A 23,496-nucleotide genomic window follows, 5' to 3' on the forward strand; every position below is an offset into this window, starting at 1 on the left:
GGTAATGGGAGGCGGCCGGTGTTCGAGTGTGCGACCAGCAGCCCCGGGAGCTTGGGATGAGCCAGCTTGGGATGAGCGGTGGGCCGGAACCGATCAGTGCCGAGGGCCTGCGGGCGGTGCGCGAGGAGTTGGCGCGGTTGCGGGCGGATCGGGAGAAGGTGACCGCGACGTTGCGGGGGGTGGATCCGGTCGGGGACCGCGCGGACGCGGCGGACGAGTTGCAGCGGGCGTCGGAGGTGACGCGGCTGGACCGGCGGATCGCCGAATTGGAGGGGCGGCTGCGCGAGGCCGAGGCCGCGGGGGAGCCGTCGACGCGTGTGGTGGGGGTCGGCTCGACGGTGACCGTGCGGTTCGACGACGGGGCGGAGGAGACCGTCGAGATCTCGGAGGAGGCGGAGGAACGGGACCTCACCCTGGTGACCTTCGACAGTCCGCTCGGGAAGGCACTGCTCGGACGGCACCCCGGGGAGACGGTGAACTACGACACCCCGGCCGGGGCGGCCAGCGCGCTGGTGCTGTCGGTGGGGCCCCGGGGGTAGGCCACGGAGGGCGGGCCCGCTCCTTCGGACCTTGGACCGCCCCCTCGGACGGGCGAGGATTGACCCGTGGAGTCCGTACGGGCGCGCGAACGTGCGAACGTAAGGACGACCGGACCGCCCCCCACCGAGGAGCCGACGACCATGGGCCGAGTGACCGTTCCCCGCAGAGTGCTGCGCCTGCGGCAGGGCACGCCCTCGTACCGCCCCGACACCCTGGCGGCCGAGGAACCGATGGAGATCCGGGTCGGCGGCCGCCCGTTGACGGTGACCATGCGCACCCCCGGCAGCGACTTCGACCTGGCGGCCGGCTTCCTGGTCAGCGAGGGCGTGGTGCACGCCGCCGAGCAGGTGGCCGGCATCCGCTACTGCGCCGGCGCCACCGCCGACGGCGGCAACACCTACAACGTGGTGGACGTCCTGCTCGCCCCCGGCGTGCCCGCCCCCGACGCCTCGCTGGAGCGCAACTTCTACACCACCTCCTCCTGCGGCCTGTGCGGCAAGGCCAGCCTGGACGCGGTGCGCACCACCGCGCCGTGGAGCGTCGCCGGGGACGGGCTGCGCGTCACCCCCGCCCTGCTCTCCGCGCTGCCCGAGCGGCTGCGCGCCGCCCAGAAGGTCTTCGAGAGCACCGGCGGCCTGCACGCGGCCGGGCTGTTCGACGCCGACGGGCGGCTGCTGTGCCTGCGCGAGGACGTGGGCCGGCACAACGCCGTGGACAAGGTGGTCGGCCACGCGCTGCGCGAGGGCCTGCTGCCGGCCCGCGGCACCGTGCTGATGGTCAGCGGCCGGGCCTCCTTCGAGCTGGTGCAGAAGGCCGTGATGGCGGGCGTCCCGGTGCTCGCGGCGGTCTCCGCGCCGTCCTCGCTGGCCGTGGAGCTGGCCGAGGAGACCGGGCTGACCCTGGTCGGCTTCCTGCGCGGCGACTCGATGAACGTCTACACCCGCACCGACCGTGTCGACACCGACCGGACCGAGACCGCCGCGGACGCCGCCGGGGCCGGGTCCGGGGCCGAGGCCTGGTAGCGGACGCCCCCGCCGCCCCCGCCGCCCCGCCCGCTCGACGCGCGAGCCACGACCGCCCGACGTAGCCTCGACCCCGACGCCGGGTGTCCGACCCCGTGCGCCCTCCCGCGCGACGGAAGGCGACTGCCGTGAGCACCTCCGACGACGAAGCGACCGCCACCCCGCAGGAGCGGCGGCCGGAGGCGAAGGCCGCCCCCTCCCCCTCCGGCCCGCCCGGCGTCCGGCCGTACCACCACCCGGCCGCCGGCTGGGGCGCCGCCAAGAGCGTCACCCGTTTCCTGGTGCGCGAGGGCGCGTACCTGGACGGGCCGCGCGCGGTCATGCGGATGAACCACGAGGACGGCGGCTTCGACTGCCCCGGCTGCGCCTGGCCCGACGACACCAAGGGCCTGCACCTGGACATCTGCGAGAACGGCATCAAGCACGTCACCTGGGAGATGACCCGCAAGCGGGTCGGCCGGGAGTTCTTCGCCGCCCACTCGGTGACCGAGCTGTCCGGATGGAGCGACTTCGCCCTGGAGGACCAGGGCCGGCTCACCGAGCCGATGGTCTACGACCCGGCCACCGACCACTACGTCCCGATCAGCTGGAAGGACGCCTTCACGCTGGTCGGCGAAGCCCTGCGCGAGCTGGACGACCCGGACCGGGCCGCCTTCTACACCTCGGGCCGGCTCGGCAACGAGGCGACCTTCCTCTACCAGCTGCTGGCCCGCGAGCTGGGCACCAACAACCTGCCCGACTGCTCCAACATGTGCCACGAGGCGAGCGGCCGGGCCCTTCGGGCCGCGCTCGGCACCGGGAAGGGGACGGTCGACCTCAAGGACTGGGAGGTCACCGACGCGCTGTTCATCCTGGGTGTCAACGCGGCCTCCAACGCGCCCCGGATGCTCACCTCGCTCGCCGAGGCGTACAAGCGCGGCGCGCGGATCGTGCACGTCAACCCGCTGGTCGAGGCGGCGGCGACCCGGACGATCATCCCGCACGACTTCACCGACATGGCGCTGAACCGGGCCACCCGCACCAGCACCCTGAACCTCCAGCCGCGGATCGGCGGCGACATGGCGCTGCTGCGCGGCATGGCCAAGGCGATCCTGGAGCAGTCCGCGACCGACGAACGGGCGCTGGACCGGCTGTTCATCGACCGCCACACCGCCGGCTTCGAGGCCTACCGGGACCTCTGCGCGGCCACGCCCTGGGCGGAGATCGAGCGCCAGAGCGGGCTGGACCGGGCCGACGTCCTGAAGGCGGCGCGGGTCTACCGGGAGGCCGACCGCTCGATCTTCAGCTGGTGCCTGGGCGTCACCCAGCACGAGCACGGGGTCGACACCGTCCGGGAGATCGTCAACCTCCTGCTGCTGCGCGGCAACCTGGGCCGCGAGGGGGCCGGGCCCTCCCCGGTGCGCGGGCACAGCAACGTCCAGGGCAACCGCACCTGCGGCATCGACCACCGGCCGGCCGCCGCGTTCCTGGACCGGCTCGCCGAGGTGTGCGGGATCGAGCCGCCGAGGGAGCACGGGCTGGACACCGTCGGCACGATCGAGGCGATGCGGCGCGGCGACATCACGGTGTTCGTCGGCATGGGCGGCAACTTCGCGCTCGCCGCGCCGGACACCCCGTACACCCACCAGGCCCTGGAATCCTGCGAGTTGACCGTCCAGGTGAGCACCAAGCTGAACCGCAGCCACCTGGTGCACGGGCGGCGGGCGCTGATCCTGCCGTGCCTGGGGCGGACCGAGAAGGACCACCAGCGGGCCGGGGTGCAGTCCACCTCGGTCGAGGACTCGATGAGCATGGTGCACCTGTCGGTCGGCATGAAGCGGCCCGCCTCGCCGCACCTGCTCTCCGAGCCGGCGATCGTCGCCGGGATCGCCCGCGCGGCGCTGCCGGACAGCCCCACCCCGTGGGAGTGGTACATCGAGGACTACGACCGGATCCGCGACACCATGGCCCGGGTGCTGGACGGCTTCGAGGACTTCAACCGCCGGGTGCGGCTGCCGCTGGGCTTCCGGATCAGGCAGCCGGCCCGCGAGCTGGTCTTCGCCACTCCTTCCGGCCGGGCCGAGTTCTCCACGGCCGCCCTGCCCGACGTCGTCCCCGCGCCCGGCACCCTGGCGCTGGGCACGATGCGCTCGCACGACCAGTGGAACACCACCATCTATTCGGACGACGACCGCTACCGGGGCGTGCGGAACCTGCGGACCCTGGTGTTCATGAACCGGGACGACATGCGCGAGCGCGGCCTGGCCGAGTTCGACCGGGTGGACGTGACCAGCACCGCCCGGGACGGCAGCACCCGCTCGGTGCACGGCTACCTCGCCGTCCCGTACGACATCCCGCGCGGCTGCGCGGCCGGGTACATGCCGGAGCTGAACGTGCTGTGCGCGATCGGCGACTACAGCACCCAGAGCGACCAGCCGATCATGAAGCACCTGAAGGTGACCGTCACCAGGGCTTCCTAGACGACCCCGGGCCGGTGTCCACGAAAGGCCCTCCAGAAGGTAAAGGTTCTACCAAGTACGCAAGTATGGGCCTCCGACGGGGATAAGCTCTGACGAGTTGGGGTGAGCCGGCGGTCGCGTTGCGCGGGCCGGTGCACTCCTTGCCGCGTCGATGACACGCACCACGGGGTGCGCCGGCCGGGAGGAGGCGAGAGACATGGATTGCAGTAGTCCGGGCCACAGTTGCCCCTACCCCCGCATGCCCTCGTACACCTCCGGCACGCGGTAACACACCTCCCTGCGCGATCTCCTGACGATCCGTCACGACATGTGGCGACACGTCAGGCCCAACACGCCACGTCCGCACGCGACTTCACCGTGCCCGCACGCCTTCGTCCGGGCCGCACCGCCGCGCGCCGATGCGCCGTGCCCGCACCCACGCAGGGAACGCCGCCGCCTGCCTCCGACCCGCCCCGCCTGTCCGGGGCCAGGGAGGGAACGTCATGACCACTCACGCCACTCTCGACTCCACGATGCCCGAGCCGCGTTCGGCCGTCCTCGACGACGCGCACGTCGGCGACATCAAGGGCGCGCTCGGCACCATCCGGCTCGACGACACCACTCCTCGCCACGGCCTGTCGGCGAGACTGAAGACCCTGCTCGCGATCGTCGGCCCCGGCCTGATCGTGATGGTCGGCGACAACGACGCCGGCGCCTTCTCCACCTACGGGCAGGCCGGGCAGAACTACGGCACCCAGCTGCTGTGGACGCTGCTGATGCTCGTCCCGGTGCTCTACGTCAACCAGGAGATGGTGCTGCGCCTGGGCGCCGTCACCGGGGTCGGGCACGCCCGGCTGATCCTGGAGCGGTTCGGCAGGTTCTGGGGCGCGTTCAGCGTGATCGACCTGTTCCTGCTGAACGCGCTGACGCTGGTCACCGAGTTCATCGGGGTCACGCTGGCGGCCGGGTACCTGGGCCTGCCGAAGGTCGCCTCGGTGGTGCTGGCGGCCGGAATCATCATCGCCTCGGCCTTCACCGGCTCCTTCCAGCGCTTCGAGCGCGTCGCCGTCACCCTGTGCATAGGCTCGCTGCTGCTGGTCCCGATCTACTTCATGGTCCACCCGAAGACCTCGCAGATGGCCCACGACTTCACCGTCCCGAGCATGCCGGGCGGTTCCGGGCAGCTCGCCGCCGTGATGCTGGTGATCATCTCCATCGTCGGCACCACCGTCGCCCCCTGGCAGCTGTTCTTCCAGCAGTCCTACGTCATCGACAAGCGGATCACCCCGCGCTTCATGACGTACGAGAAGGTCGACCTCTGGATCGGCATCGTCGTGGTGATCGTCGGCGCCGCCGCCATGATGGGCTTCACCGCCGCCGCCTTCGCCGGCACCGACGGCTTCGGCCAGTTCTCCGACGCCGCCGCAGTCGCCCGGGGCATCGAGGACAAGGCCGGCCACCTGGCCGGTGTGCTGTTCGCCATCGCGCTGCTGGACGCATCCATCATCGGCGCCTTCGCGGTGTCCCTGTCCACCGCTTACGCGATCGGTGACGTGTTCGGCATCAAGCACTCGCTGCACCGGGGCGTGAAGGGCGCGAAGGGCTTCTACGGGATCTACGCGGGCCTGGTGGTCGCGGCGGCGGCGATCACGCTGCTCTCCACCGACTACACCCAGGGCCTGATGACCCAGTTCGTCCAGGTGCTGGCCGGGGTGCTGCTGCCCTCCGCGACCGTCTTCCTGCTGCTGCTCTGCAACGACAAGGCCGTCCTCGGCCCCTGGGTCAACGGCCCCAAGACCAACGCCTTCACCTCAGCCGTGGTCGGCGCCCTGGTCATGCTCTCGCTGATCCTCACCGCCGCCGTGGTCTGGCCGGACATCAGCTCCGAGGCGATCCTGTGGATCATGGCCGGCTGCGGCATCGCGGGGGTGCTCGTCGCCGGGTACTTCTTCACCTTCGGGCGCCGGGGCACCAAGGAGGACCCCATCGACCGCACCGGCCGGGAGAACTGGCGGATGCCCCCGCTGGAGACCCTCGACAAGCCGGTGCTCTCCACCGCCCGCAAGATCGGCATGGGCGCGCTGCGCGCCTACCTGCTGATCGCGATGGTCATGGTCATCGTCAAGATCGTCCAGACCGCGCTGAACCACTGATCCCGCCCGGGTGCCCTCGGGCCACCCCGGCCCGCCCGGGCACCCCCTGGGCCCCTCCCGGCCCACCGCGCGCATCCCTGTCCGCCGTCCTGTCACGGAGGTGACCTGCCATGACCATCGTCGCCGCTTTCCAGCCCACCCGTCCGACCACCGACCGGGGCCGACTTCGCTCCACCCTCGCCGCCGTCGGCCGGCGCCTGGCGGCGAGCCCGCTGGACAACACCGTTCTCCGGGCCGTCCCGGCGCCGTCCGCGGGCCCGGCGGACGGGACGGCGAACGGGACGGCGGGCCGGGGCACCGGCGGGCTGCGGGCCCGCTGGCGGACCGTCACCGCGCCGGACGGGACCGCCCGGCTGGAAGCCACCTGGCACCCCGGCCGCTGAGCGGTCCGGCCACCGCACCACCCGGCCACCGCACCGAACCGCCGGCACGCCCGTCCGGCCGCGTTCCCGTCCGACCAGACCCCGAAGGAGTCCTTCCGCCATGGCCCTGCGCTACCCCAGGCTCGACGCCCTCTTCTCGGACCACCCCGCGCCCGCCCCGGCCCGCCGCCCGGCCCCGCGGCCGGCCCCCGCGCCCGGCCTGGTGGTGGACACCGACCAGCGCACCGTCACCGTCGAGGGCCGTCAGGTCACCATGCCGTACCTGGAGTTCGAGCTGCTCGCCCACCTGGTCGGCAACCCGCTGCGGGTGCACTCCCGGCGCCAGCTGATGGAGAACGTCTGGGGCCGCCCGGACACCGGCGACTCCCGCACCATCGCCACCCACATCGCCCGCATCCGGCGCAAGCTCGGCCCCGGGCACCGGGAGGCGATCGCCACCGTCCGCCAGATCGGCTACAAGTACGACCCCCGGCTGGTCCGGGCCTCCTGACCGCTGCCTCACCACTCCCGGAAAGCCCCCGGAAGAACCCCCGGAAAACCTCCCGGAAGACCCCCCGGAAAGCACGACGACCATCGAAGGAGGACCCCGCGATGACCCGAACCGCCCTGTTCCCCAGGACCGGCAGAGGGACCGCGCTGTGCGGCGTCCTACTGCTGATCACCATCGAGGGCCTCGCCATCGGCCTCGCGCCCGACCCACTGCGGCTCTTCCTGTCCGGCACGTTCATCGGCGCCTCGGTCGCCGGGCTGCTGCTCGCCCTGTTGCTGGCCACCAGCCGACGGCGGGCGGGCGCGGCCGCGGCACCGGCCGGCGCCGGGCGGCTGGGCGGGGACGCCCAGTGGTTCAGCGCCCGCTCACTGGACGGCTTCCCGATGGAACAGGTCCGACCGCTGCTGCTCTCCCCCGGCGCGCCCGGCCTGAACCGGCTGTACACCGCCTGGGTGTTCGCCACCCACGGGCACGACCCGCAGTGGATCGCCCGGCAGCTGGACCTGCCCACCCGAACCGCCCGGCTGCTGGTCACCGCGGCCCGGCGGCACCACCCGGCCGGACCGTCCGCCCGGACCGACCCGTCCACACCGACCGGCCCGGCGGGGTGACACCCCTGGCGGTACCCTGTCGGCACCCCCGTCAATACCACCGTCAGTACCCCGGCCGGTATCCCCGGCGGGACGGGTTTGCGTACGGACGTACCGAGGGAGCAGACTGCCCGGGTTTGCGCCGGAGGTACCGCCATGACCCTGCCGAAGTCCGCCCCGGCCCTGTCCCGGGGCCCGCTGCCCGCCCGGGCGGCGAGCCGTCTGGGCGGCCGGGTGTGGGTGGACCTGGTCGTCGCGGCCGCCGTCCTGGTGCTGCTCTACCTCGCGCTGCGCCTCGGCCAGGGCGGCACCCTGCGCTTCTCCACGGCCCGGGACGCGGCCGTCGACACCGACCCCGCCCGGCTGCCGTACGACGCGGTGCGCTCGCTGCTGCGGATGTTCGCCGCGCTCGCCGTCTCGGTCGTCTTCACCTTCTGCTACGCCTACGCCGCCGCCCGCAGCCGCCGGCTGGAGCGGGTGCTGATCCCGGCGCTGGACATCCTCCAGTCGGTGCCGGTGCTCGCCTTCCTGAGCGTCGCCGTCTCCGGCTTCCTCGCCCTGTTCCCCGGCTCGATGCTCGGTCTGGAGTGCGCGGCCGTGTTCGCGATCTTCACCTCCCAGGCCTGGAACATGACCTTCGCCTTCTACCAGGCGCTGGTCTCGCTGCCCCCCGAACTCGACGAGCTGTCGCGCTCGTTCGGGTTCAGCCGGTGGACGCGGTTCTGGAAGGTCGAACTGCCCTCGGGCATGATCGGCCTGGTCTGGAACGGCATGCTCGGCTTCGGCGGCGGCTGGTTCTTCCTGGTCGCGTCCGAGGCGATCACCGTGGACGACCAGCGGTACGCGCTGCCCGGGGTCGGCTCGTACGCGGGTGCCGCCATCGCCGCCGGGGACCTCGGCCGGGTCGGCTGGGCGATCGCCACCATGGTGGTGCTGGTGATCGGCGTCAACTTCCTGTTCTGGCGGCCGCTCACCGCCTGGGCCGAACGGTTCAAGAACGAGCAGTCCGAGGCCACCGAGGTCCAGCGCTCGGTCGTACTGGACCTGCTGCGCCGCTCCCACCTGCCCGCCGCGCTCGGCCGGGCGCTGCGCCCCGCCGGACGGGCCCTGAACCGGGCCGGGCGGGTGTTCGGCACCGCCGGCCGGGTGTTCGGCACCGCCGACCGCCGCCCGGCCGCCCACCCCGCCCGGCGGCGGGCCGGGGACGTGGCCTTCGCGCTCGTCTCCGGCGGCATCGTGCTCTGGGGCCTCGTCGACCTCGGCCGCTACCTCTCCGACCGCACCGGCCTCGGCGTCTTCGGCGAGCCGCTGCTGCTCGGCCTCGCCACCGCCGCCCGGGTGGTGGTGCTGGTCGCGGTGGCCACCGTGGTCTGGGTGCCGATCGGCGTGAAGATCGGCTTCTCTCCCCGGCTGACCAGGATCGCCCAGCCCGTCGTCCAGGTGCTGGCCGGCTTCCCGGCCAACTTCCTCTTCCCGCTCGCCGTCTGGCTGCTGCTGCGCACCGGGGTGTCGATCGACCTCGGCGGCATTCTGCTGATGGCGCTCGGCTCCCAGTGGTACATCCTGTTCAACGCCATCGCCGGTGCCATGGCCGTCCCCGCCGACCTGCGCGAGGCGATGGACGACCTCGGCGTGCGCGGCCGGCAGCGCTGGCGGCGGCTGATCGTCCCCGGCATCTTCCCCGCGTACGTCACCGGCGGCATCACCGCCTCCGGCGGCGCCTGGAACGCCTCCATCGTCGCCGAGGTGGTCACCTTCGGCGGCACCACGCTGACCGCGACCGGCCTCGGCGCGTACATCGCCCGGGCCGCCGAGCACGGCGACCACCCGCGCCTGCTCGCCGGGGTCGCGGTGATGAGCCTGTACGTCGTCGCCCTCAACCGTCTGCTCTGGCGCCGGCTGTACCGGCTGGCCGAGCGCCGCTACTCGCTGTAGTCCGGAGTCCGCCGATGCGCTTCCCCTTCCGCTCCCGCGCCGCCCGGCCCGGCCCCGCACCCGGGACCGCCCCGGACCCCGTCGTCGCGGGCGGCGACGAGGTGCTGATGGAGACCATCGGCCTGACCAAGGCGTACGCCGGGGCCGCCGGCGAGCTGCCGGTGCTCTCCGGCATCGACCTCACCGTGCGGTCCGGCGAGGTCGTCGCGCTGCTCGGGCGCTCCGGCTCCGGCAAGTCCACCCTGCTGCGCTGCCTGGCCGGCCTCATCCCGCCCACCTCCGGCACCGTCCGCTACCGCGGCACCCCGCTCGCCGGCGCCAACCCCGGCACCGCGCTGGTCTTCCAGACCTTCGCGCTGCTGCCCTGGCTGACCGTCCGGCAGAACGTCGAGCTCGGCCTGGAGGCCCGCGGGGTGCCGCCCCGCGAACGCGCCCTGGCCGCCTCCCAGGCCATCGACCTGATCGGCCTGGCCGGCTTCGAGTCCGCCTACCCCAAGGAGCTCTCCGGCGGCATGCGCCAGCGGGTCGGCTTCGCCCGGGCCCTGGTCGTCGAACCGGACGTGCTGATGATGGACGAGCCGTTCTCCGCGCTCGACGTGCTCACCGCCGAGAACCTGCGCGGCGAGCTGATGGAGCTGTGGGAGTCCGGCCAGTTCCCCACCCGGGCCGTCGTCCTGGTCACCCACAACATCGAGGAGGCCGTACTGATGGCCGACCGCATCGTGGTCCTCGGCGCCCGCCCGTACGGGATCATCCAGGAGACCGTCGAGGTCGGCCTGGAACGGCCGCGCGACCGCGACTGCGCCGCCTTCGACGAGCTGGTGGACCGGGTGTACCGGATCATGACGGGCCGCCCCAAGGACACCCGGGGCCCCGGCCGCGCCGACCCCGATCCCGGCCCCGAACGCCGTACCGTCGCCAGCGCCCCGCTGCCCACCGCCGGTGTCGACGGACTCACCGGCCTCGCCGAGACGGTCGCCCACCGGGGCGGGCGCTGCGACCTGGCCGGGCTCGCCGACGAACTCGGCCTGGACATCGACGACCTGCTCCCCCAGATCGACGCCCTCGACCTGCTCGGCTTCGCCGAGGTCCACGGGGACGACCTGCTGCTCACCGAGGCCGGCGCCGCCTACACCGGGGCCGACGGGCAGGACGCCCGGGCCGTCTTCGCCGCGGCGGCCCTGGAGGTCCCGCTGGTCAAACTGATCGCCAACAGCCTCGGCGGCCGGCCCGGCGCCACCGTGCGCACCGGCTTCCTGCGCGACCTGCTCGGCCGTCACTACACCGTCGAGCAGACCGACCGGCAGCTGGAGACCGCGACCGACTGGGGGCGCTACGCCGGGCTGTTCGCGTACGACGCCGACCGGCAGGAGTACCGGCTGGAGCACTGACCGGAGCACCGGAGCGGAGGCACCGGGGCGGTGACGGCTCGGCCGGATTCAGCCCGGCTCGGCCCGCGTCAGCCCGCGGCGGCCGGGATCAGCCCGTCGCCGGGCGCCGCCGCACCGCCCGGACCGCGCGGGCGAAGGGCTGTGTCGCGGTCGCGCCGGCCGGCGCCGCGCCGTCGTCGTCACCGCCGTCGCGGCGGGCCGGCAGGTCGTGGGCGATCAGCGCGGCCTCGGTGAGCAGCCCGCGCACCTCGGTGGCCCGGTAGAAGATCCGCGTCCCCTCCCGGCGCGCCACCACCAGTCCGGCCGCCCGCAGCTTCGCCAGGTGCTGCGAGGTCGCCGCCACGTGCGCCCCCAGCAGCTCGGCCAGCTCGCTCACCGGCAGCTCCCGCCGGGTCAGCGCCCACAGCAGCCGGTACCGCGAGGGGTCCGCCACCGCCTTGAGCACCGCCACGGCCCGCTCCGCCGCCTCCGAGTCCCAGGCCTGTTCCTCCGCACCACCCATGCCCCCGATCGTACCGACGCCGGTCGGGCCCACCCCGCCCCCGGCGGCGGTTCCGGCCGGACGGAGACACCCACGACCGGCGTCCGGGGCGGCGCCGGACGGCTCCCGGCGGCCCTGGAACGTCCCTGAAGGCCGTTCCAGGCGGGTGCGAAACCACAGGTCAGAGGAGGTGGAACCGTTCCAGCGTCCCGCCTTGGCCGACAGGCCTGGCGGACCGGCCAACCGACGGACCAGAGTGCTGCCCAGCGGTCGGCGCCGACGGCCCGCCGCCCGGTCCAGTCCTTCACCCACATCCATGACGGGGGAACCTCCATGTCCGCTCTCCGCTCCGTGACCGCCCGCCGCGCCCTGTTCGCCCCGGCCGCCCTCGCCCTGGGCGCCGCCCTCACCCTGACGGCTTGCGGGCCCGACAGCGGGGAGGCGGCCCAGCCCGCGAAGCCCGCCCAGACCACCGCACCCGCCGCCGGGGCCCCCGCCGCGTCCGGCACCGCCGCACCCGCGGCAGCCGCGGCCCAGCCGTCCGCCGGCGCCCCGGCCACCAAGACGCCCGCCGGTGCCGCGCCCGCCGCCACCGGCTCCGCCCGCCCCAAGAACCCCGTCGCCCCGGCCACGGGCGGCGGGGGCGCGGCCGGGGGCGATGAGGCGTACGCCTACACCCACTCCTGCAAGGGCGACGTCGTGACGGTCAAGGTGAGCACCCGGGCCGGGGCGCCCGACCAGCGGGTGATCGAGGTGCACAACCCGGGCAGCACCTACTGCGGCCTGAGCTACTACCCGCTCGTCGTCATCGGCAAGGCGGACGCCGCCGATCGGGGCGACAACGTCGCGCCGCTGGTCCCGGGCGGGCTGGGCGGCCCGCCGTCCTACGCCCTGGCGCCCGGCAAGAGCGCCTACGCGGTGATCGACCTCAACCCCGGCAGCGGCGTCCCGCGCGACTGGGACGAGCTGAACGTCCTGGCCGACGACCAGATGCCCAACGCCTACACCCACGACTTCCCGCTCGGCGCCGGCGCGAAGGTGGGCAAGCAGCCCAAGCTCGGCCTGTACCGGGAGACCGTCGAGGGCGCCGCCTCGTCGATGGAGCAGGCCGGCAAGAGCTGACCCGCCCTCCCTCGCCCCCTCGTCCCTCCCGCTCCACGCTCCCCCTGCTCCGGGCCCCTCCCGGGTCTGCCGGTACGGTGATCCGCACATCGACGGCATCCCGGGCCAGGCCGGGGTGGGGGAAGGCCAGCACATGAGCGTGGAGACCGAGGAGTTCGCGGCGGCGCTGCGCGAACTGAAGGAGCGTTCCGGGCGCAGTTACGGCGCCCTGGCCACCCGGCTGCACGTCAGCACCTCGACCCTGCACCGCTACTGCAACGGCGCCGCCGTGCCGGCCGAGTACGCTCCGGTGGAGCGGCTGGCGCGGGTCTGCGGGGCGAGCGACGAGGAACTGGTCAGCCTGCACCGCCGCTGGATCCTGGCCGACGCGGCCCGCCGCCGGGAGACCGCCCCGGCGAACACCCCGGCCGCCCCGGGCGTCGCCGAGTCGGCGCCCGTGCCCGAGCCGGCACCCGTGCCCGCCCCGCTGTCCGCCGGCCCCGCACCGGAAGAGGAGGTGACGACCGTGCACTCCGCTCCCCCGCCCGCCACACCGCGCCGCCGCACCCGGGTGCTGCTGAGCGCGGCCGCCGTGGCCGCGCTGGCCACCGTGGTCTCGGTCTTCGCCCTGCGCGACGCCGGCGGCGCCGCGAACCCCGGCGCGATGCCCTCCGCCACCCCCCTGAACGCGGCCCCCGCCCCCGCCGCCGGCACCACGTCCGTCGGCACCCCGACTCCGCCCGCCCCGGCGGACCCCGCCACCGCTCCCACCACCACGGCTCCCACCAGCACCGCTCCCACCACCGCCGACACCCCGTCCGCGACCGCCTCGGCGAGCCCCGAAGAGGTCCCCGCCCCCTTCCACGTCACCGTCCTCAACAACAACTGGGGCAGCCCCTGCGACCAGTGGTTCCTGTCCGCCCGCGCCCCCTCGCAGGTCACCCTGCCCCCGCCGCCCTCCAGCCGGGTCGACGGCTGGGCCGCCTCCCAGCGGATGGTCCCGGCCGGGCACCTGCGGATCGAACTGACCGCCCAGGGCGCGAGCGCCGACACCGTCGTGCTGAACGCCATGTACGTGCAGGTGGTCAGCACCCGGCCCGCCCCCAAGTGGAACGCCTACACACCCGGCACCGGCTGCGGCGGCGGCCTCACCCCGGCCTCCTTCGCGGTCGACCTCGACTCACCCGCCCCGCGCGCCGTCCCCGTCCCGGGCAAGGAGGGCGAACGCCGGACCGGCACCACGAACTTCCCCTACAAGATCACCAACAGCGACCCGCAGGTGATCGACGTGGACGCCACCACCCGTTCCCAGGACGTCAGCTGGTTCCTCGAACTGGTCTGGTCCGACGGCACCCAGAAGGGCACCCTGCGCGTCGACGCCGGCGACCACCAGCCCTTCCGCACCGTCGGCCGCCACGGCGCCCCCGCCTACTCCCACAACGGCACCACCTGGGCCCCGGACGGCGACACGGGCTGAGCCGCCGGGCCCGGCCCGCGGGAGGTGTCAGAGGTCGTCGAGGGGTTCGTCGAGGATGCCCTGGCGGGCGATGATGTAGCCGAGGTGGCCGCGGCTGCGGCTGCCGAGGAGCTCGCTGGCCTTCTGGATGTGGCTGGAGACGGTGCGGGTGCTCATGCCGAGGCGGGTGGCGATGGCCTCGTCGGTGTAGCCGTTGACCATCAGGCGCAGGACGTTCTGGCGGGTGCGGGCGGTCAGCAGGCGGGGCCGGTGGTGGCCGGGCTGGTAGGTGACGGGCTCGGCGCGCTCCCACATCAGCTCGAAGATCTTGAGCAGGTACTCGACCAGGGGCGGGAGTTGGATGAGCATCGCCGCGGCCTCGCGGTCGGCGCCGGCCGGGATGAAGGCGGTGGAGCGGTCGCAGATGATCACCCGGTCGAAGACCTCGTTCAGGGTGCGCACCTGGGCGCCCTGGGCGGTGACCTGTTCGATGTAGGCCAGCGTCGGACCGTGCGAGCGCACGGTGTGCTGGTAGAGGGTGCGCTGACGTACGCCGCGGCCGGCCAGGGCGAGGTCGCGCGGGAGCGCGTCGGCCAGTTGGTCGGGGGCGCGGCCGCCGCCGGGCTGGGCGGTGAGCAGTTCCTCGGTGCAGGCGGCGACGGCCTTCTCCAGCGCGGGACTGATCTCGTCGTGGGCCAGCACCCGGATCGGCAGCTTGGCCCGCCGCATGACGTCCCGGTAGGCGTGATCGGCGGCGTGGAAGGAGCTCTGCAGCGCGGCGAGCCGCTCCTGGTGGGCCAGGACGGCGAGTTCGAGCGGCCGGGTCAGACCGGCGGCGGCGATGTCGGGCGGGACGGGGGCCAGCCGGTCGCCGGAGCCGGGCAGCGGTCGCAGCAGGCCCATCGCCAGCAGGCACTCGGGGGCCTCTCCCCGCGCTTCGCCCTCGGCCAGCGCCGTCCGGTAGAAGTCGATGCCCCGGTCGCAGAGCTGCGGGCCTCCCGTTTCGCCACTGTTGTCCTGGCTTGGGCACATCTGGGCATCCTTCCGGCTTCGGCATTGCGGCTTCACGAATGCCCGTACCGGCCACCACCAGGCATCAGAACCGGCAAGATGAGGAGCGACTACCGTTCGAAAGCCGCCCCCCTGGCTCCGACTGCGGTGAGTGTACGCCCAACGGTCGCGGAAATCATCGGCTGACGGTAGTCAGGCGAGCACGGAGACGGGGGAGCCGGTGGTCACGGTCGCGGGCCGGCCGTACCCGGCACCGGTGACCGGGGATCGCCGGCGCATCGCACCCGGCTCCCCGTCACACGTCCGGAGCGGCTCCCGGCGGATGGCACGGCCTACAGGGAGGCACCCCCACGTGCGAGCTGATTCCGACCCCGCGTCACCCTCCGACGCCCTCGCCGGTCTGGTGGACCAGCGCCTGGTACGACAGCTGGCGGAGGCCGCCGCCGCCCAGGTCGGCTCCGGCGCGGTACGGCTGCTGGGCGAGGGCGGGCTGCTCCAGGCCTTCGCCAAGCAGCTGATCGAGGGCGCCCTGGAACTCGAACTCCAGGAGCACCTGCGGAACTCCGTTCCCGCGCCCGGCCCACCCATGACCGCGGGCGACAGCGACGGCACCGGCACCGGCGCCGGGGCCGGGGCCAACGGCCGTAACGGCGCGCGGACCAGACGGATGCTCACCGAGATCGGACCGGTCGAGGTGCGGGTGCCCCGGGACCGCGAGGGCAGCTTCTCCCCCAGGGCCGTCCTCCCCCGGACCCGCCGGCTGCCCGGACTCGACCGGCTGGTGATCTCGCTGACCGCGCGCGGCCTCAGCTCGGGCGAACTGGTGGCGCACCTGGCCGAGGTGTACGGCGTGGAACTCAGCCGGGAGACCGTCTCGGCCATCACCGACCAGGTGCTCGACGAACTCGCCGAGCGGCGCGGACGGCGGCTCGACCCGGTCTACCCGGTGGTCTTCGTCGACTCGGTGCGCGGCGGCCGCTCGGGCGGGCCGCTGGTGCACCTGGCGCTCGGGGTCTCGGTCGAGGGCCGGCGCGAGGTGCTGGGGCTGTGGCCGGCCGCGGACGGGGAGCAGTGGCCGCGGGTGCTGGCCGGGCTCGCCGAGCGCGGGGTGCGGGAGGTCTGGGTGCTGGTCGGCGGCACCGGCGCGGTACTGGCCGAGGCGGCGGCCGGGCAGTGGCCGTGCGCGGTGGTGCACGGCTCGGTGGCCCAGCTGCTGCACTCCGCGCTGCGGCACGCGCCCGGCGAGGACTGGGGCGCGCTCTCCCGGGCGCTGCGCGAGACCTGTACGGCGCCCACCGAGGAGGCGGCGCTGGAGCGACTGTCCCGGGCCGAACGGGAGTGGGGGCCGGGCCACCGCGAGGTGTTCCGGGTCTGGCGGTCGGCCTGGCCGCTGCTGGCCCCCGGTTTCCGCTTCGGCCCCGAGGCGCGGCGCCTGCTGACGGGCGGGGGCGCGCTGGAACGGCTGCACGCCCGGCTGCGCCGGATCGAGCAGTCGGCCGGCCGGGTGCGGGACGAGCGGGCCGCGCTCAAGCGCGCCTACCTGGCGACGCTCGCCCTGGAGTCGCCCGCCGGGGCGGGACAGCCGGGCGTCGCGGACTGGCCCGCCGTCCGGGAGGAGCTGCGCCGGGGCTCGTCGGCTCCGCTGAGCCGGGCGGCGACCACCGAGCCCGGCGACCGCCCCTGAGCCGGGCTCCCACCACTGATCTGACAGCACCGGGTGCGATTAGGTTCATGTCTGTGCTCTTTTGACACGATCTGACCAGGCTTCCGGTTCACGCATTGCGTGTTCACGATCAGAGCCAGAGCTTCCACCTGCGTTTGGGCCTTCGGCAGGATGCGTCCCAGAGCGAAGAGGGCAGACCGCCCTTCCAGGAAGAGGACTCCGAGATGCCAAGCCTTGCCCTTCACGTCCACAAGACGCTCGGAGTACGCGCCGTTCCGCCGACCGCCGACGCGCAGCCCTCCCTGGACTCCGGCTGGGGCCGGTAACGCGCGCCGGCCGCCGACCGCCCCGCTCGCCCCTTCCCGCACTGCCCCGCACTGCCCCGCACGGCCCCGCGCAGAGAGGAAACCGACGATGACGAACCCGTTCGAGGACCCCGAGGCCGACTACCTCGTCCTGGTGAACGACGAGGGCCAGCACTCGCTCTGGCCCGCCTTCAGCCCGGTGCCCGCCGGCTGGCAGCAGGTCTTCGGCACCGCCGGACGGCAGGACTGCCTGGACTTCGTCGAGCGGAACTGGCAGGACCTGCGCCCGAAGAGCCTGATCGCGCACCTGTCCTCCGAGCACTGACACCTGCGAGCACTGACACCTCCGGTCGACCGACCCGCCGGAACGCTGACCCGCTGACCCGCCGAACCGCCGACACCGGCGGTCCACCGACCCACCGGACCGCTGACACCGCCTCACCACACCGCCGCGGCAACCCTTCGCCGCGCGGTCGCACCGTCATGCCGTCGAAGCCCTCCCAGGCCGACGTCTACGCGCGTACATCGAACCAGCCGGCCGTAGCCGCCACCGCGGGAGCCGGCCGCACGAGGGAGAGAGCCACATGTCCGGGGTCCAGCACACGCGCGGAGCCGAGCAGCGACCGTCCGCCCCGGCCGACGCCCCCGCCCCCGTCCCCGCCGCGCCGACCACCACCCCGGCCGACGCGACGGACCCCGCGCCGATCACCGCGACGGCCGCGCGGGACACCCGTCCGACCCTCGCCGACCTGGTCGACGCCCAGGTCGCCCGCACCCCGGACGCCCCCGCGCTGTACGCCGAGGGCGCCACCCTCAGCTACGCCGAGCTGGACGCCCGCGCCAACCGGCTGGCCCGGCTGCTGGCGGCCCGCGGCCTGGGCGCCGAGGACGTCGTCGCGCTGGCCCTGCCGAAGTCCCCCGAGGCGATCGCCGCGATCCTGGCCGTCGCCAAGACCGGCGCCGCCTGGCTGCCCGCCGATCCGGCCTACCCGGCCGAGCGGCTGCGCCACATGCTGGCCGACTCCCGCGCCGCCCTGGTGCTCACCACCGCCGAGGCCGCCGGTCGGCTGCCCGACACCGGTGCCCCCCGGCTGCTGCTCGACTCCGCCGAGCACCTCGCCGCGCTCGCCGCCCGGTCCGGCACCCCGTTCACCGCCGCCGAGCGGGTGCGGCCGCTGAGCGCGCCGAACACCGCGTACGTCATCTACACCTCGGGCTCCACCGGCGTGCCCAAGGGCGTGGCCGTCACCCACACCGGGCTGCCCGGCATGATCGCCACCCAGGTCGCCGCCACCGGGGTCGGCCCCGGCAGCCGGGTGCTCCAGGCCTCCTCGCTCAGCTTCGACGTCTCGGTCTCCGACCTGGCCGCGACGCTCACCACCGGCGCCGCGCTCGTCCTGCCCCGCGAGCAGAGCGAGCTGGTCGGCGAGGCGCTGGCCGCCCTGATCGACCGGTACGGCGTCACCCACGCCGACCTCGCCCCGGCGATGGCGGCCACCCTGCCCGACATCCCGCTGCCCTCCCTGCGCACCCTGGTCAGCGGCGGCGAGGCCGTCCCGCGCGAGCTGGCCGCCCGCCTCGGCCGCGACCGGCCGATGTTCAACAGCTACGGGCCGACCGAGGCCACCGTCAGCGTGACCCTGAGCGAGCCGCTCACCGGCACCGAGCAGCCCCCGATCGGCCGCCCCTTCCAGGACGTGCGCGTCCACCTGCTGGACGAGCGGCTGCGCCCGGTCGAGCCGGGCACCGTGGGCGAGCTGTACCTCTCCGGGCCGCAGCTGGCCCGCGGCTACCTCGGCCGCCCCGCCCTGACCGCCGAGCGCTTCGTCGCCTGTCCCTTCGGAGAGCCCGGCGCCCTGATGTACCGCACCGGCGACCTCGGCCGCCAACGGCCGGACGGGCAGCTGGAGTTCGCCGGCCGGGCCGACGACCAGGTGAAGATCCGCGGCTTCCGGATCGAACTCGGCGAGATCGAGCGGACCCTCTCCGCCCACCCCGGGGTCCGCCAGGCCGTGGTACTGCTGCGCGAGGACCGCCCGGGCGAGCGCCGGCTGGTCGGCTACACCGTCGGCCCCGCCGACCCGGCCGAGCTGCGCGCGCACTGCGCCGAGCGGCTGCCTGACCACATGGTGCCGGTCGTGGTGGTGCTCGACCGGATGCCGCTCACGCCCAGCGACAAGGTGGACAGACGCGCCCTGCCCGCGCCGGTCCTCGGCGCCGCCGACGACGGCGGCCGGGCCCCCGCCGGGGAGACGGAGCACACCCTCGGCCGCCTGTTCGCCGAGGTGCTGGGCCTGCCGAGGGTCGGCGTCACCGACTCGTTCTTCGAGCTCGGCGGCGACTCCATCGTGGCCATCCAACTGGTGTCCCGGGCCCGGCAGGCCGGACTGCGGCTCACCCCGCGCGAGGTCTTCGACGCCCCGACCGTCGAGGCACTGGCCCGGATCGCCCGCCCGCTGGAGGGGCCGGTCGCCGTCGAGCCCGCCGGGGCCGGCCTCGGCGAGGTGCCGCCGACACCGATCGTGCACTGGCTGGCCGCGCAGCACGGCGCCGTCGAGAGCTTCTACCAGGCCACACTGCTCACCCTCCCCGCGGGCACCGGCGACCACCAGCTGGCCACCGCCCTCCAGGCCCTGCTGGACCACCACGACGTCCTGCGCGCCCGCACCTCCCCGCTCGCCGAACGCCCCTGGACTCTGCACGTCCCCGCGCCCGGCGCGGTCCCCGCGGGGAGCGTGCTGCGCGGCGTCACCGGACCGGCCACCGGGGAGGCGCTGCGCACCGCGACCGAGGCCGCGCGCGACCGCCTCTCGCCCGAGGACGGCCGGATGCTCCAGGCCGTCCGCTTCGACGACGGCCCGGACCGGCCCGGCCGGCTCCTGCTGGTGATCCACCACCTGGTGGTGGACGGCGTCACCTGGCGCGTCGTCGAGGAGGACCTGCTCGCCGCGCTGGCCGCCCTGCGCGCGGGCCGCGCCGTCGACCTCGCGCCGGTGCCCACCTCGTTCCGCCGCTGGGCCGAGCGGCTCACCGCCGAGGCCCGCACCGACCGCCGGACGGCCGAACTCCCGCTGTGGCGGGCCACCCTGGCCACCCCGGACCCGTTGCTCGGCGACCGGCCGCTCGACCCGGCGCGGGACACCTACGCCACCGAGGGCGTCCTGCGGCTGGTGCTGCCCGCCGGGACCACCCGGGCGCTGCTGACCGAGGTCACCGCCGCGTACCACGCCCAGGTCAACGACGTGCTGCTGACCGCGCTGTCACTGGCCCTCGGCCACTGGCGCGGCCCGGAGACCACCGGACCCGAGGGCGCCGTGCTGGTCAGCGTCGAGGGCCACGGCCGGGAGGAGATCGTCGAGGGCGTCGACCTGCACCGCACCGCCGGCTGGTTCACCTCGGTCCACCCCGTCCGGCTCGCTCCCGGGGCCCTGCCCTGGTCCGAGGTCACCGCCGCCGGGCCCGAACTCGGCCGCGCCCTCGGCCGGGTGAAGGAGCAGCTGCGCGCCGTCCCGGACAACGGCATCGGCTACGGCCTGCTGCGCCACCTCAACCCGGCCACCGCCGCCGCGTTCGACGGCCACGCCGAGCCCCAGATCGAGTTCAACTACCTGGGCCGCTTCCAGCCCGAGGGCGTCACCGCGGACGACGTGCTCGCCGGGGCCGAGGCGATCACCGAGGGCGCCGCGGACGGCCTCGCGCTCGCCCGGGTGCTCGGCCTGGACGCCACCACGGTCGACACCCCGCAGGGCCCGCTGCTGGTCGCCCAGTGGTCCTGGGCCACGGAACTGCTCGACGAGGAGCGCGTGCGCGCCCTCGCCGAGGACTGGTTCACCGCGCTGCGGGCGCTCGCCGAGCACGCCGGGCGGCCCGGCGCCGGCGGGCACACCCCCTCCGACTTCCCGCTGGTCGCGATCGGCTGGCCCGAGCTGGACCGGATCGCCGAACTCCACGCCCCCGCCGCCCTGGTGGACGTCTGGCCGACCTCGCCGCTCCAGCAGGGCATGGCCTTCCACGCGGCGTACGACGCCGAGGGCGACGACGTCTACACCGCCGTCTGCACCTTCGACGTCACCGGCCCGCTGGACGCCGGCCGGCTGCACGTCGCCGCCGAGGCGCTGCTGTCGCGCCACCCGAACCTCAAGGCCGCCTTCCACCAGCGGCCCGACGGCCCGCCCGTGCAGGTCGTCCCGGACACCGTCGGACTCCCCTTCACCGTCGTCGACTTGACCGACCAGGCCGACCCGGAGGCGGCGGCCGCCCGGATCGCCGCCTCCGAGTACGGGCGCCGCTTCGACCTCGCCCGGCCTCCGCTGCTGCGCTACACCCTGCTCAGGCTCGCCCCCGGGCGCCACCGGCTGATCGCCGCCGCGCACCACATCCTGCTGGACGGCTGGTCCACCCCGCTGTTCGCCGAGGAGCTGTGGGACCTGTACTTCGAGCGGCCGATGGCCCCGGCCGTCCCGTACCGCGCGTACCTGCGCCGGCTCACCCTCCGCGACGACGCGGCCGCCCGCGCCGCCTGGACCCGGGCCCTGGCCGGCGCCGACGAGCCGACCCTGCTCGCCCCCGGCCGTTCCACCGCCACCCCCCGGCTGCCGCTGCGCCGGCACGGCGGGCTCACCCCGGAGGCCACCGAGGCCCTCACCCGCACCGCCCGCCGCTACGGCGTCACCCTCAACACCCTGGTCCAGGCGGCCTGGGGGGTGCTGCTGGCCCGGCTCACCGGACGCGAGGACGTGCTCTTCGGCACCACCGTCTCCGGGCGTCCGCACGACCTGCCGGGCGTGGAGCGGATGATCGGCCTGCTCATCAACACCGTGCCGGTACGGGTGCGCCTGGACCCGGCGGAGAGCTGGGGGCAACTGCTGCTGCGCCTCCAGCACGAGCAGTCCGCGCTGCTGGACCACCAGCACCTCGGCCTCACCGAGATCCAGCGGCTCGCGGGCATGGGAAGCCTGTTCGACACCGTCACGGTGTACGCCAACTACCCCGACCCGTCCGCCCTGGACGGCGCGGACCCGAGCGGCGCCACCCGGGTCACCCTGGTCGAGGACGTCGACAGCGCGCACTACCCGCTGGTGCTGGCGCTCACTCCCGGGGACGGCCTCCAGCTGCGCCTGGACCACCAGCCGGACGCCTTCACCACCGAGGAGGCCCGCACCCTGCTGGACCGCTTCCTCGCCCTGCTGGCGCGGATCACCGCCGATCCGGCCGAACTCGTCGGCACCGTCGAGGTCGTGACCCCCGCCGAGCGCGCCGGGCTGCTCGGCTGGAGCGGCACCCTCGCCCCGGTCCCGCCGGGCTCGCTGCCCGAGCTGTTCGAGGCGCGGGCCGCCGCCACCCCGCAGGCGCCCGCGCTGACCGCCGAGGACGCCGAGCTGAGCTACGCGGAGCTCAACGCCCGCGCCAACGCGCTGGCCCGCCGGCTGGTCGGGGCCGGAGTCGCCCGGGAAACGCCGGTCGCGCTGCTGATCGACCGCTCCGCCGCCCAGGTGGTCGCGATCCTCGCGGTGCTGAAGGCCGGCGGCCACTACGTGCCGCTGGACGACGCCCAGCCGGCCGACCGGCTGCGCACCGTCCTCGCCGACGCCGGGGCCACCCTGGTGCTGGCCGACGAGGCTCACCGCGCGCACCCCGCGCTGGCCGGGCTGACGGTGCTCGCCCCGTACGCCGGCGAGCACCCCGAGAACCTCGGACTTCCCTCGCACGCCGAGCAGTTGGCGTACGTGATGCACACCTCCGGCTCCACCGGAAGGCCCAAGGGGATCGGCATCACCCACCGCTCGGTGGTGGACCTGGCGCTCGGCGGGCAGTTCACCGGCGGCGGCCACGAACGGCTGCCGGTGCACGCGCCCTCCGCCTTCGACGCCTCCACCTACGAGATCTGGACCCCTCTGCTCTCCGGTGGCCGACTGGTGATCGCCCCGGCCGGCCGGCTCGGGATCGCCGAGCTGGCCGGGGTGGTCGGCCACGGGCGGAGCACCGCCGCCTTCATCAGCGTCGGCCTGTTCAACGTGCTGGCCGCCGAGGCCCCGGAGACCTTCGCCGGGCTGCGCGAGCTGTGGACGGGCGGCGACATCGCCTCGCCGGCCGCCATGCGGCGGGTGCTGGACACCTGCCCCGGACTGCGGCTGTTCAACGTCTACGGGCCGACCGAGACCACCACCTTCGCGACCCGCTTCCCGATGACCTCGGCCGCCGAGGTGCCCGACGTCGTACCGATCGGCCGACCGCTGCCCAACACCCTGCTGTACGTGCTGGACGCCGGGCTGCGCCCGGTACCGGCCGGGGTGACCGGCGAGCTGTACATCGGCGGCTCCGGCCTGGCCCGCGGTTACGTCGGCCGGCCCGGCCTGACCGCCGAGCGCTTCGTGGCCTGCCCCTTCGGCGCACCCGGCGATGGGCCCCTCCTGCCCGAAGGCGGGCAAGGAGGTGGGCCCCTCCTGCCCGGCGGCGGGCAAGGCGGTGGGCCCCTCCTGCCCGAAGGCGGGCAAGGAGGTGGGCCCCTCCTGCCCGAAGGCGGGCAAGGAGGTGGGC

General features: G+C 74.6%; 16 protein-coding genes. 14 read left to right on the forward strand and 2 right to left on the reverse strand.

Annotation, left to right across the window (positions count from 1 at the left end; translation table 11 throughout):
* Positions 1-56 precede the first annotated feature (56 nt).
* The 9 genes from ACFRMQ_RS02695 to ACFRMQ_RS02735 all read left to right on the forward strand — a co-directional run bounded on the left by ACFRMQ_RS02695 (position 57) and on the right by ACFRMQ_RS02735 (position 10,942).
* Positions 57-539 carry a GreA/GreB family elongation factor gene (locus ACFRMQ_RS02695; protein ID WP_380726133.1) on the forward strand — a complete coding sequence of 161 codons (483 nt, stop codon included), beginning with the start codon at positions 57-59 and terminating at the stop codon, positions 537-539.
* Positions 540-680: 141 nt separating this feature from the next.
* Positions 681-1,562 carry a formate dehydrogenase accessory sulfurtransferase FdhD gene (gene fdhD, locus ACFRMQ_RS02700; protein ID WP_380726135.1) on the forward strand — a complete coding sequence of 294 codons (882 nt, stop codon included), beginning with the start codon at positions 681-683 and terminating at the stop codon, positions 1,560-1,562.
* Between the two features lie 128 nt (positions 1,563-1,690).
* Positions 1,691-4,021 carry an FdhF/YdeP family oxidoreductase gene (locus tag ACFRMQ_RS02705; RefSeq protein ID WP_380726137.1) on the forward strand — a complete coding sequence of 777 codons (2,331 nt, stop codon included), beginning with the start codon at positions 1,691-1,693 and terminating at the stop codon, positions 4,019-4,021.
* Positions 4,022-4,503: 482 nt separating this feature from the next.
* Positions 4,504-6,153, forward strand: coding sequence for an NRAMP family divalent metal transporter (locus tag ACFRMQ_RS02710; protein WP_380726139.1), 1,650 nt, complete (start codon positions 4,504-4,506; stop codon positions 6,151-6,153).
* Between the two features lie 110 nt (positions 6,154-6,263).
* Positions 6,264-6,536 carry a hypothetical protein gene (locus ACFRMQ_RS02715; RefSeq protein ID WP_380726141.1) on the forward strand — a complete coding sequence of 91 codons (273 nt, stop codon included), beginning with the start codon at positions 6,264-6,266 and terminating at the stop codon, positions 6,534-6,536.
* A gap of 100 nt (positions 6,537-6,636) precedes the next feature.
* Complete coding sequence (locus ACFRMQ_RS02720; protein ID WP_380726143.1) at positions 6,637-7,026, forward strand: winged helix-turn-helix domain-containing protein; 390 nt, start codon at positions 6,637-6,639, stop codon at positions 7,024-7,026.
* Between the two features lie 101 nt (positions 7,027-7,127).
* Complete coding sequence (locus tag ACFRMQ_RS02725; RefSeq protein WP_380726145.1) at positions 7,128-7,637, forward strand: hypothetical protein; 510 nt, start codon at positions 7,128-7,130, stop codon at positions 7,635-7,637.
* A 135-nt stretch (positions 7,638-7,772) separates the two neighbouring features.
* Entirely contained in the window at positions 7,773-9,551 is a 1,779-nt protein-coding gene (locus ACFRMQ_RS02730) for an ABC transporter permease (protein WP_380726147.1), read from the forward strand.
* 14 nt (positions 9,552-9,565) lie between these two features.
* Positions 9,566-10,942 (forward strand): nitrate/sulfonate/bicarbonate ABC transporter ATP-binding protein, encoded by a 1,377-nt coding sequence (locus ACFRMQ_RS02735; protein WP_380726149.1) that lies wholly within the window; start codon positions 9,566-9,568, stop codon positions 10,940-10,942.
* An 88-nt stretch (positions 10,943-11,030) separates the two neighbouring features.
* Here ACFRMQ_RS02735 and ACFRMQ_RS02740 read toward each other — a convergent pair whose 3' ends face one another.
* Positions 11,031-11,444, reverse strand: a complete 414-nt coding sequence (locus ACFRMQ_RS02740; RefSeq protein ID WP_380726151.1) for an ArsR/SmtB family transcription factor — start codon at positions 11,442-11,444, stop codon at positions 11,031-11,033.
* Between the two features lie 312 nt (positions 11,445-11,756).
* Here ACFRMQ_RS02740 and ACFRMQ_RS02745 point away from each other — a divergent pair, with 312 nt between their 5' ends.
* Both ACFRMQ_RS02745 and ACFRMQ_RS02750 read left to right on the forward strand, forming a co-directional pair.
* On the forward strand, positions 11,757-12,545 hold the full coding sequence (locus ACFRMQ_RS02745) for a hypothetical protein (RefSeq protein ID WP_380726153.1): 789 nt from the start codon (positions 11,757-11,759) through the stop codon (positions 12,543-12,545).
* 133 nt (positions 12,546-12,678) lie between these two features.
* The gene (locus tag ACFRMQ_RS02750) at positions 12,679-14,001 is read left to right on the forward strand and encodes a helix-turn-helix domain-containing protein (RefSeq protein ID WP_380726155.1); all 1,323 of its coding nucleotides are present in this window, start codon (positions 12,679-12,681) and stop codon (positions 13,999-14,001) included.
* Positions 14,002-14,028: 27 nt separating this feature from the next.
* Here the strand turns inward: ACFRMQ_RS02750 and ACFRMQ_RS02755 are convergent, their stop codons facing one another.
* A complete protein-coding gene (locus ACFRMQ_RS02755; RefSeq protein WP_380726157.1) occupies positions 14,029-15,012 on the reverse strand; it encodes a LuxR C-terminal-related transcriptional regulator in 984 nt (327 codons plus the stop codon).
* Positions 15,013-15,343: 331 nt separating this feature from the next.
* Between ACFRMQ_RS02755 and ACFRMQ_RS02760 the strand changes: the two genes are divergently transcribed.
* The 3 genes from ACFRMQ_RS02760 to ACFRMQ_RS02770 all read left to right on the forward strand — a co-directional run.
* On the forward strand, positions 15,344-16,675 hold the full coding sequence (locus ACFRMQ_RS02760) for an IS256 family transposase (protein WP_380726159.1): 1,332 nt from the start codon (positions 15,344-15,346) through the stop codon (positions 16,673-16,675).
* Between the two features lie 393 nt (positions 16,676-17,068).
* Positions 17,069-17,284, forward strand: coding sequence for an MbtH family protein (locus tag ACFRMQ_RS02765; RefSeq protein WP_380726161.1), 216 nt, complete (start codon positions 17,069-17,071; stop codon positions 17,282-17,284).
* A gap of 259 nt (positions 17,285-17,543) precedes the next feature.
* A partial coding sequence (locus ACFRMQ_RS02770; RefSeq protein ID WP_380726163.1) for an amino acid adenylation domain-containing protein occupies positions 17,544-23,496 on the forward strand: 5,953 nt, incomplete at its 3' end.

This window comes from Kitasatospora sp. NPDC056783 (assembly GCF_042789895.1).
In the GTDB taxonomy this organism is placed as follows: domain Bacteria; phylum Actinomycetota; class Actinomycetes; order Streptomycetales; family Streptomycetaceae; genus Kitasatospora.

Excerpts from the sequence above, each read along its gene's own strand:
- ACFRMQ_RS02695 (WP_380726133.1), top strand. The coding sequence starts at position 57 with ATGAGCCAGCTTGGGATGAGCGGTGGGCCGGAACCGATCAGTGCCGAG.
- fdhD (WP_380726135.1), top strand. The coding sequence starts at position 681 with ATGGGCCGAGTGACCGTTCCCCGCAGAGTGCTGCGCCTGCGGCAGGGC.
- ACFRMQ_RS02710 (WP_380726139.1), top strand. The coding sequence starts at position 4,504 with ATGACCACTCACGCCACTCTCGACTCCACGATGCCCGAGCCGCGTTCG.
- ACFRMQ_RS02715 (WP_380726141.1), top strand. The coding sequence starts at position 6,264 with ATGACCATCGTCGCCGCTTTCCAGCCCACCCGTCCGACCACCGACCGG.
- ACFRMQ_RS02720 (WP_380726143.1), top strand. The coding sequence starts at position 6,637 with ATGGCCCTGCGCTACCCCAGGCTCGACGCCCTCTTCTCGGACCACCCC.
- ACFRMQ_RS02725 (WP_380726145.1), top strand. The coding sequence starts at position 7,128 with ATGACCCGAACCGCCCTGTTCCCCAGGACCGGCAGAGGGACCGCGCTG.
- ACFRMQ_RS02730 (WP_380726147.1), top strand. The coding sequence starts at position 7,773 with ATGACCCTGCCGAAGTCCGCCCCGGCCCTGTCCCGGGGCCCGCTGCCC.
- ACFRMQ_RS02735 (WP_380726149.1), top strand. The coding sequence starts at position 9,566 with ATGCGCTTCCCCTTCCGCTCCCGCGCCGCCCGGCCCGGCCCCGCACCC.
- ACFRMQ_RS02740 (WP_380726151.1), bottom strand. The coding sequence starts at position 11,444 with ATGGGTGGTGCGGAGGAACAGGCCTGGGACTCGGAGGCGGCGGAGCGG.
- ACFRMQ_RS02745 (WP_380726153.1), top strand. The coding sequence starts at position 11,757 with ATGTCCGCTCTCCGCTCCGTGACCGCCCGCCGCGCCCTGTTCGCCCCG.
- ACFRMQ_RS02750 (WP_380726155.1), top strand. The coding sequence starts at position 12,679 with ATGAGCGTGGAGACCGAGGAGTTCGCGGCGGCGCTGCGCGAACTGAAG.
- ACFRMQ_RS02755 (WP_380726157.1), bottom strand. The coding sequence starts at position 15,012 with ATGTGCCCAAGCCAGGACAACAGTGGCGAAACGGGAGGCCCGCAGCTC.
- ACFRMQ_RS02765 (WP_380726161.1), top strand. The coding sequence starts at position 17,069 with ATGACGAACCCGTTCGAGGACCCCGAGGCCGACTACCTCGTCCTGGTG.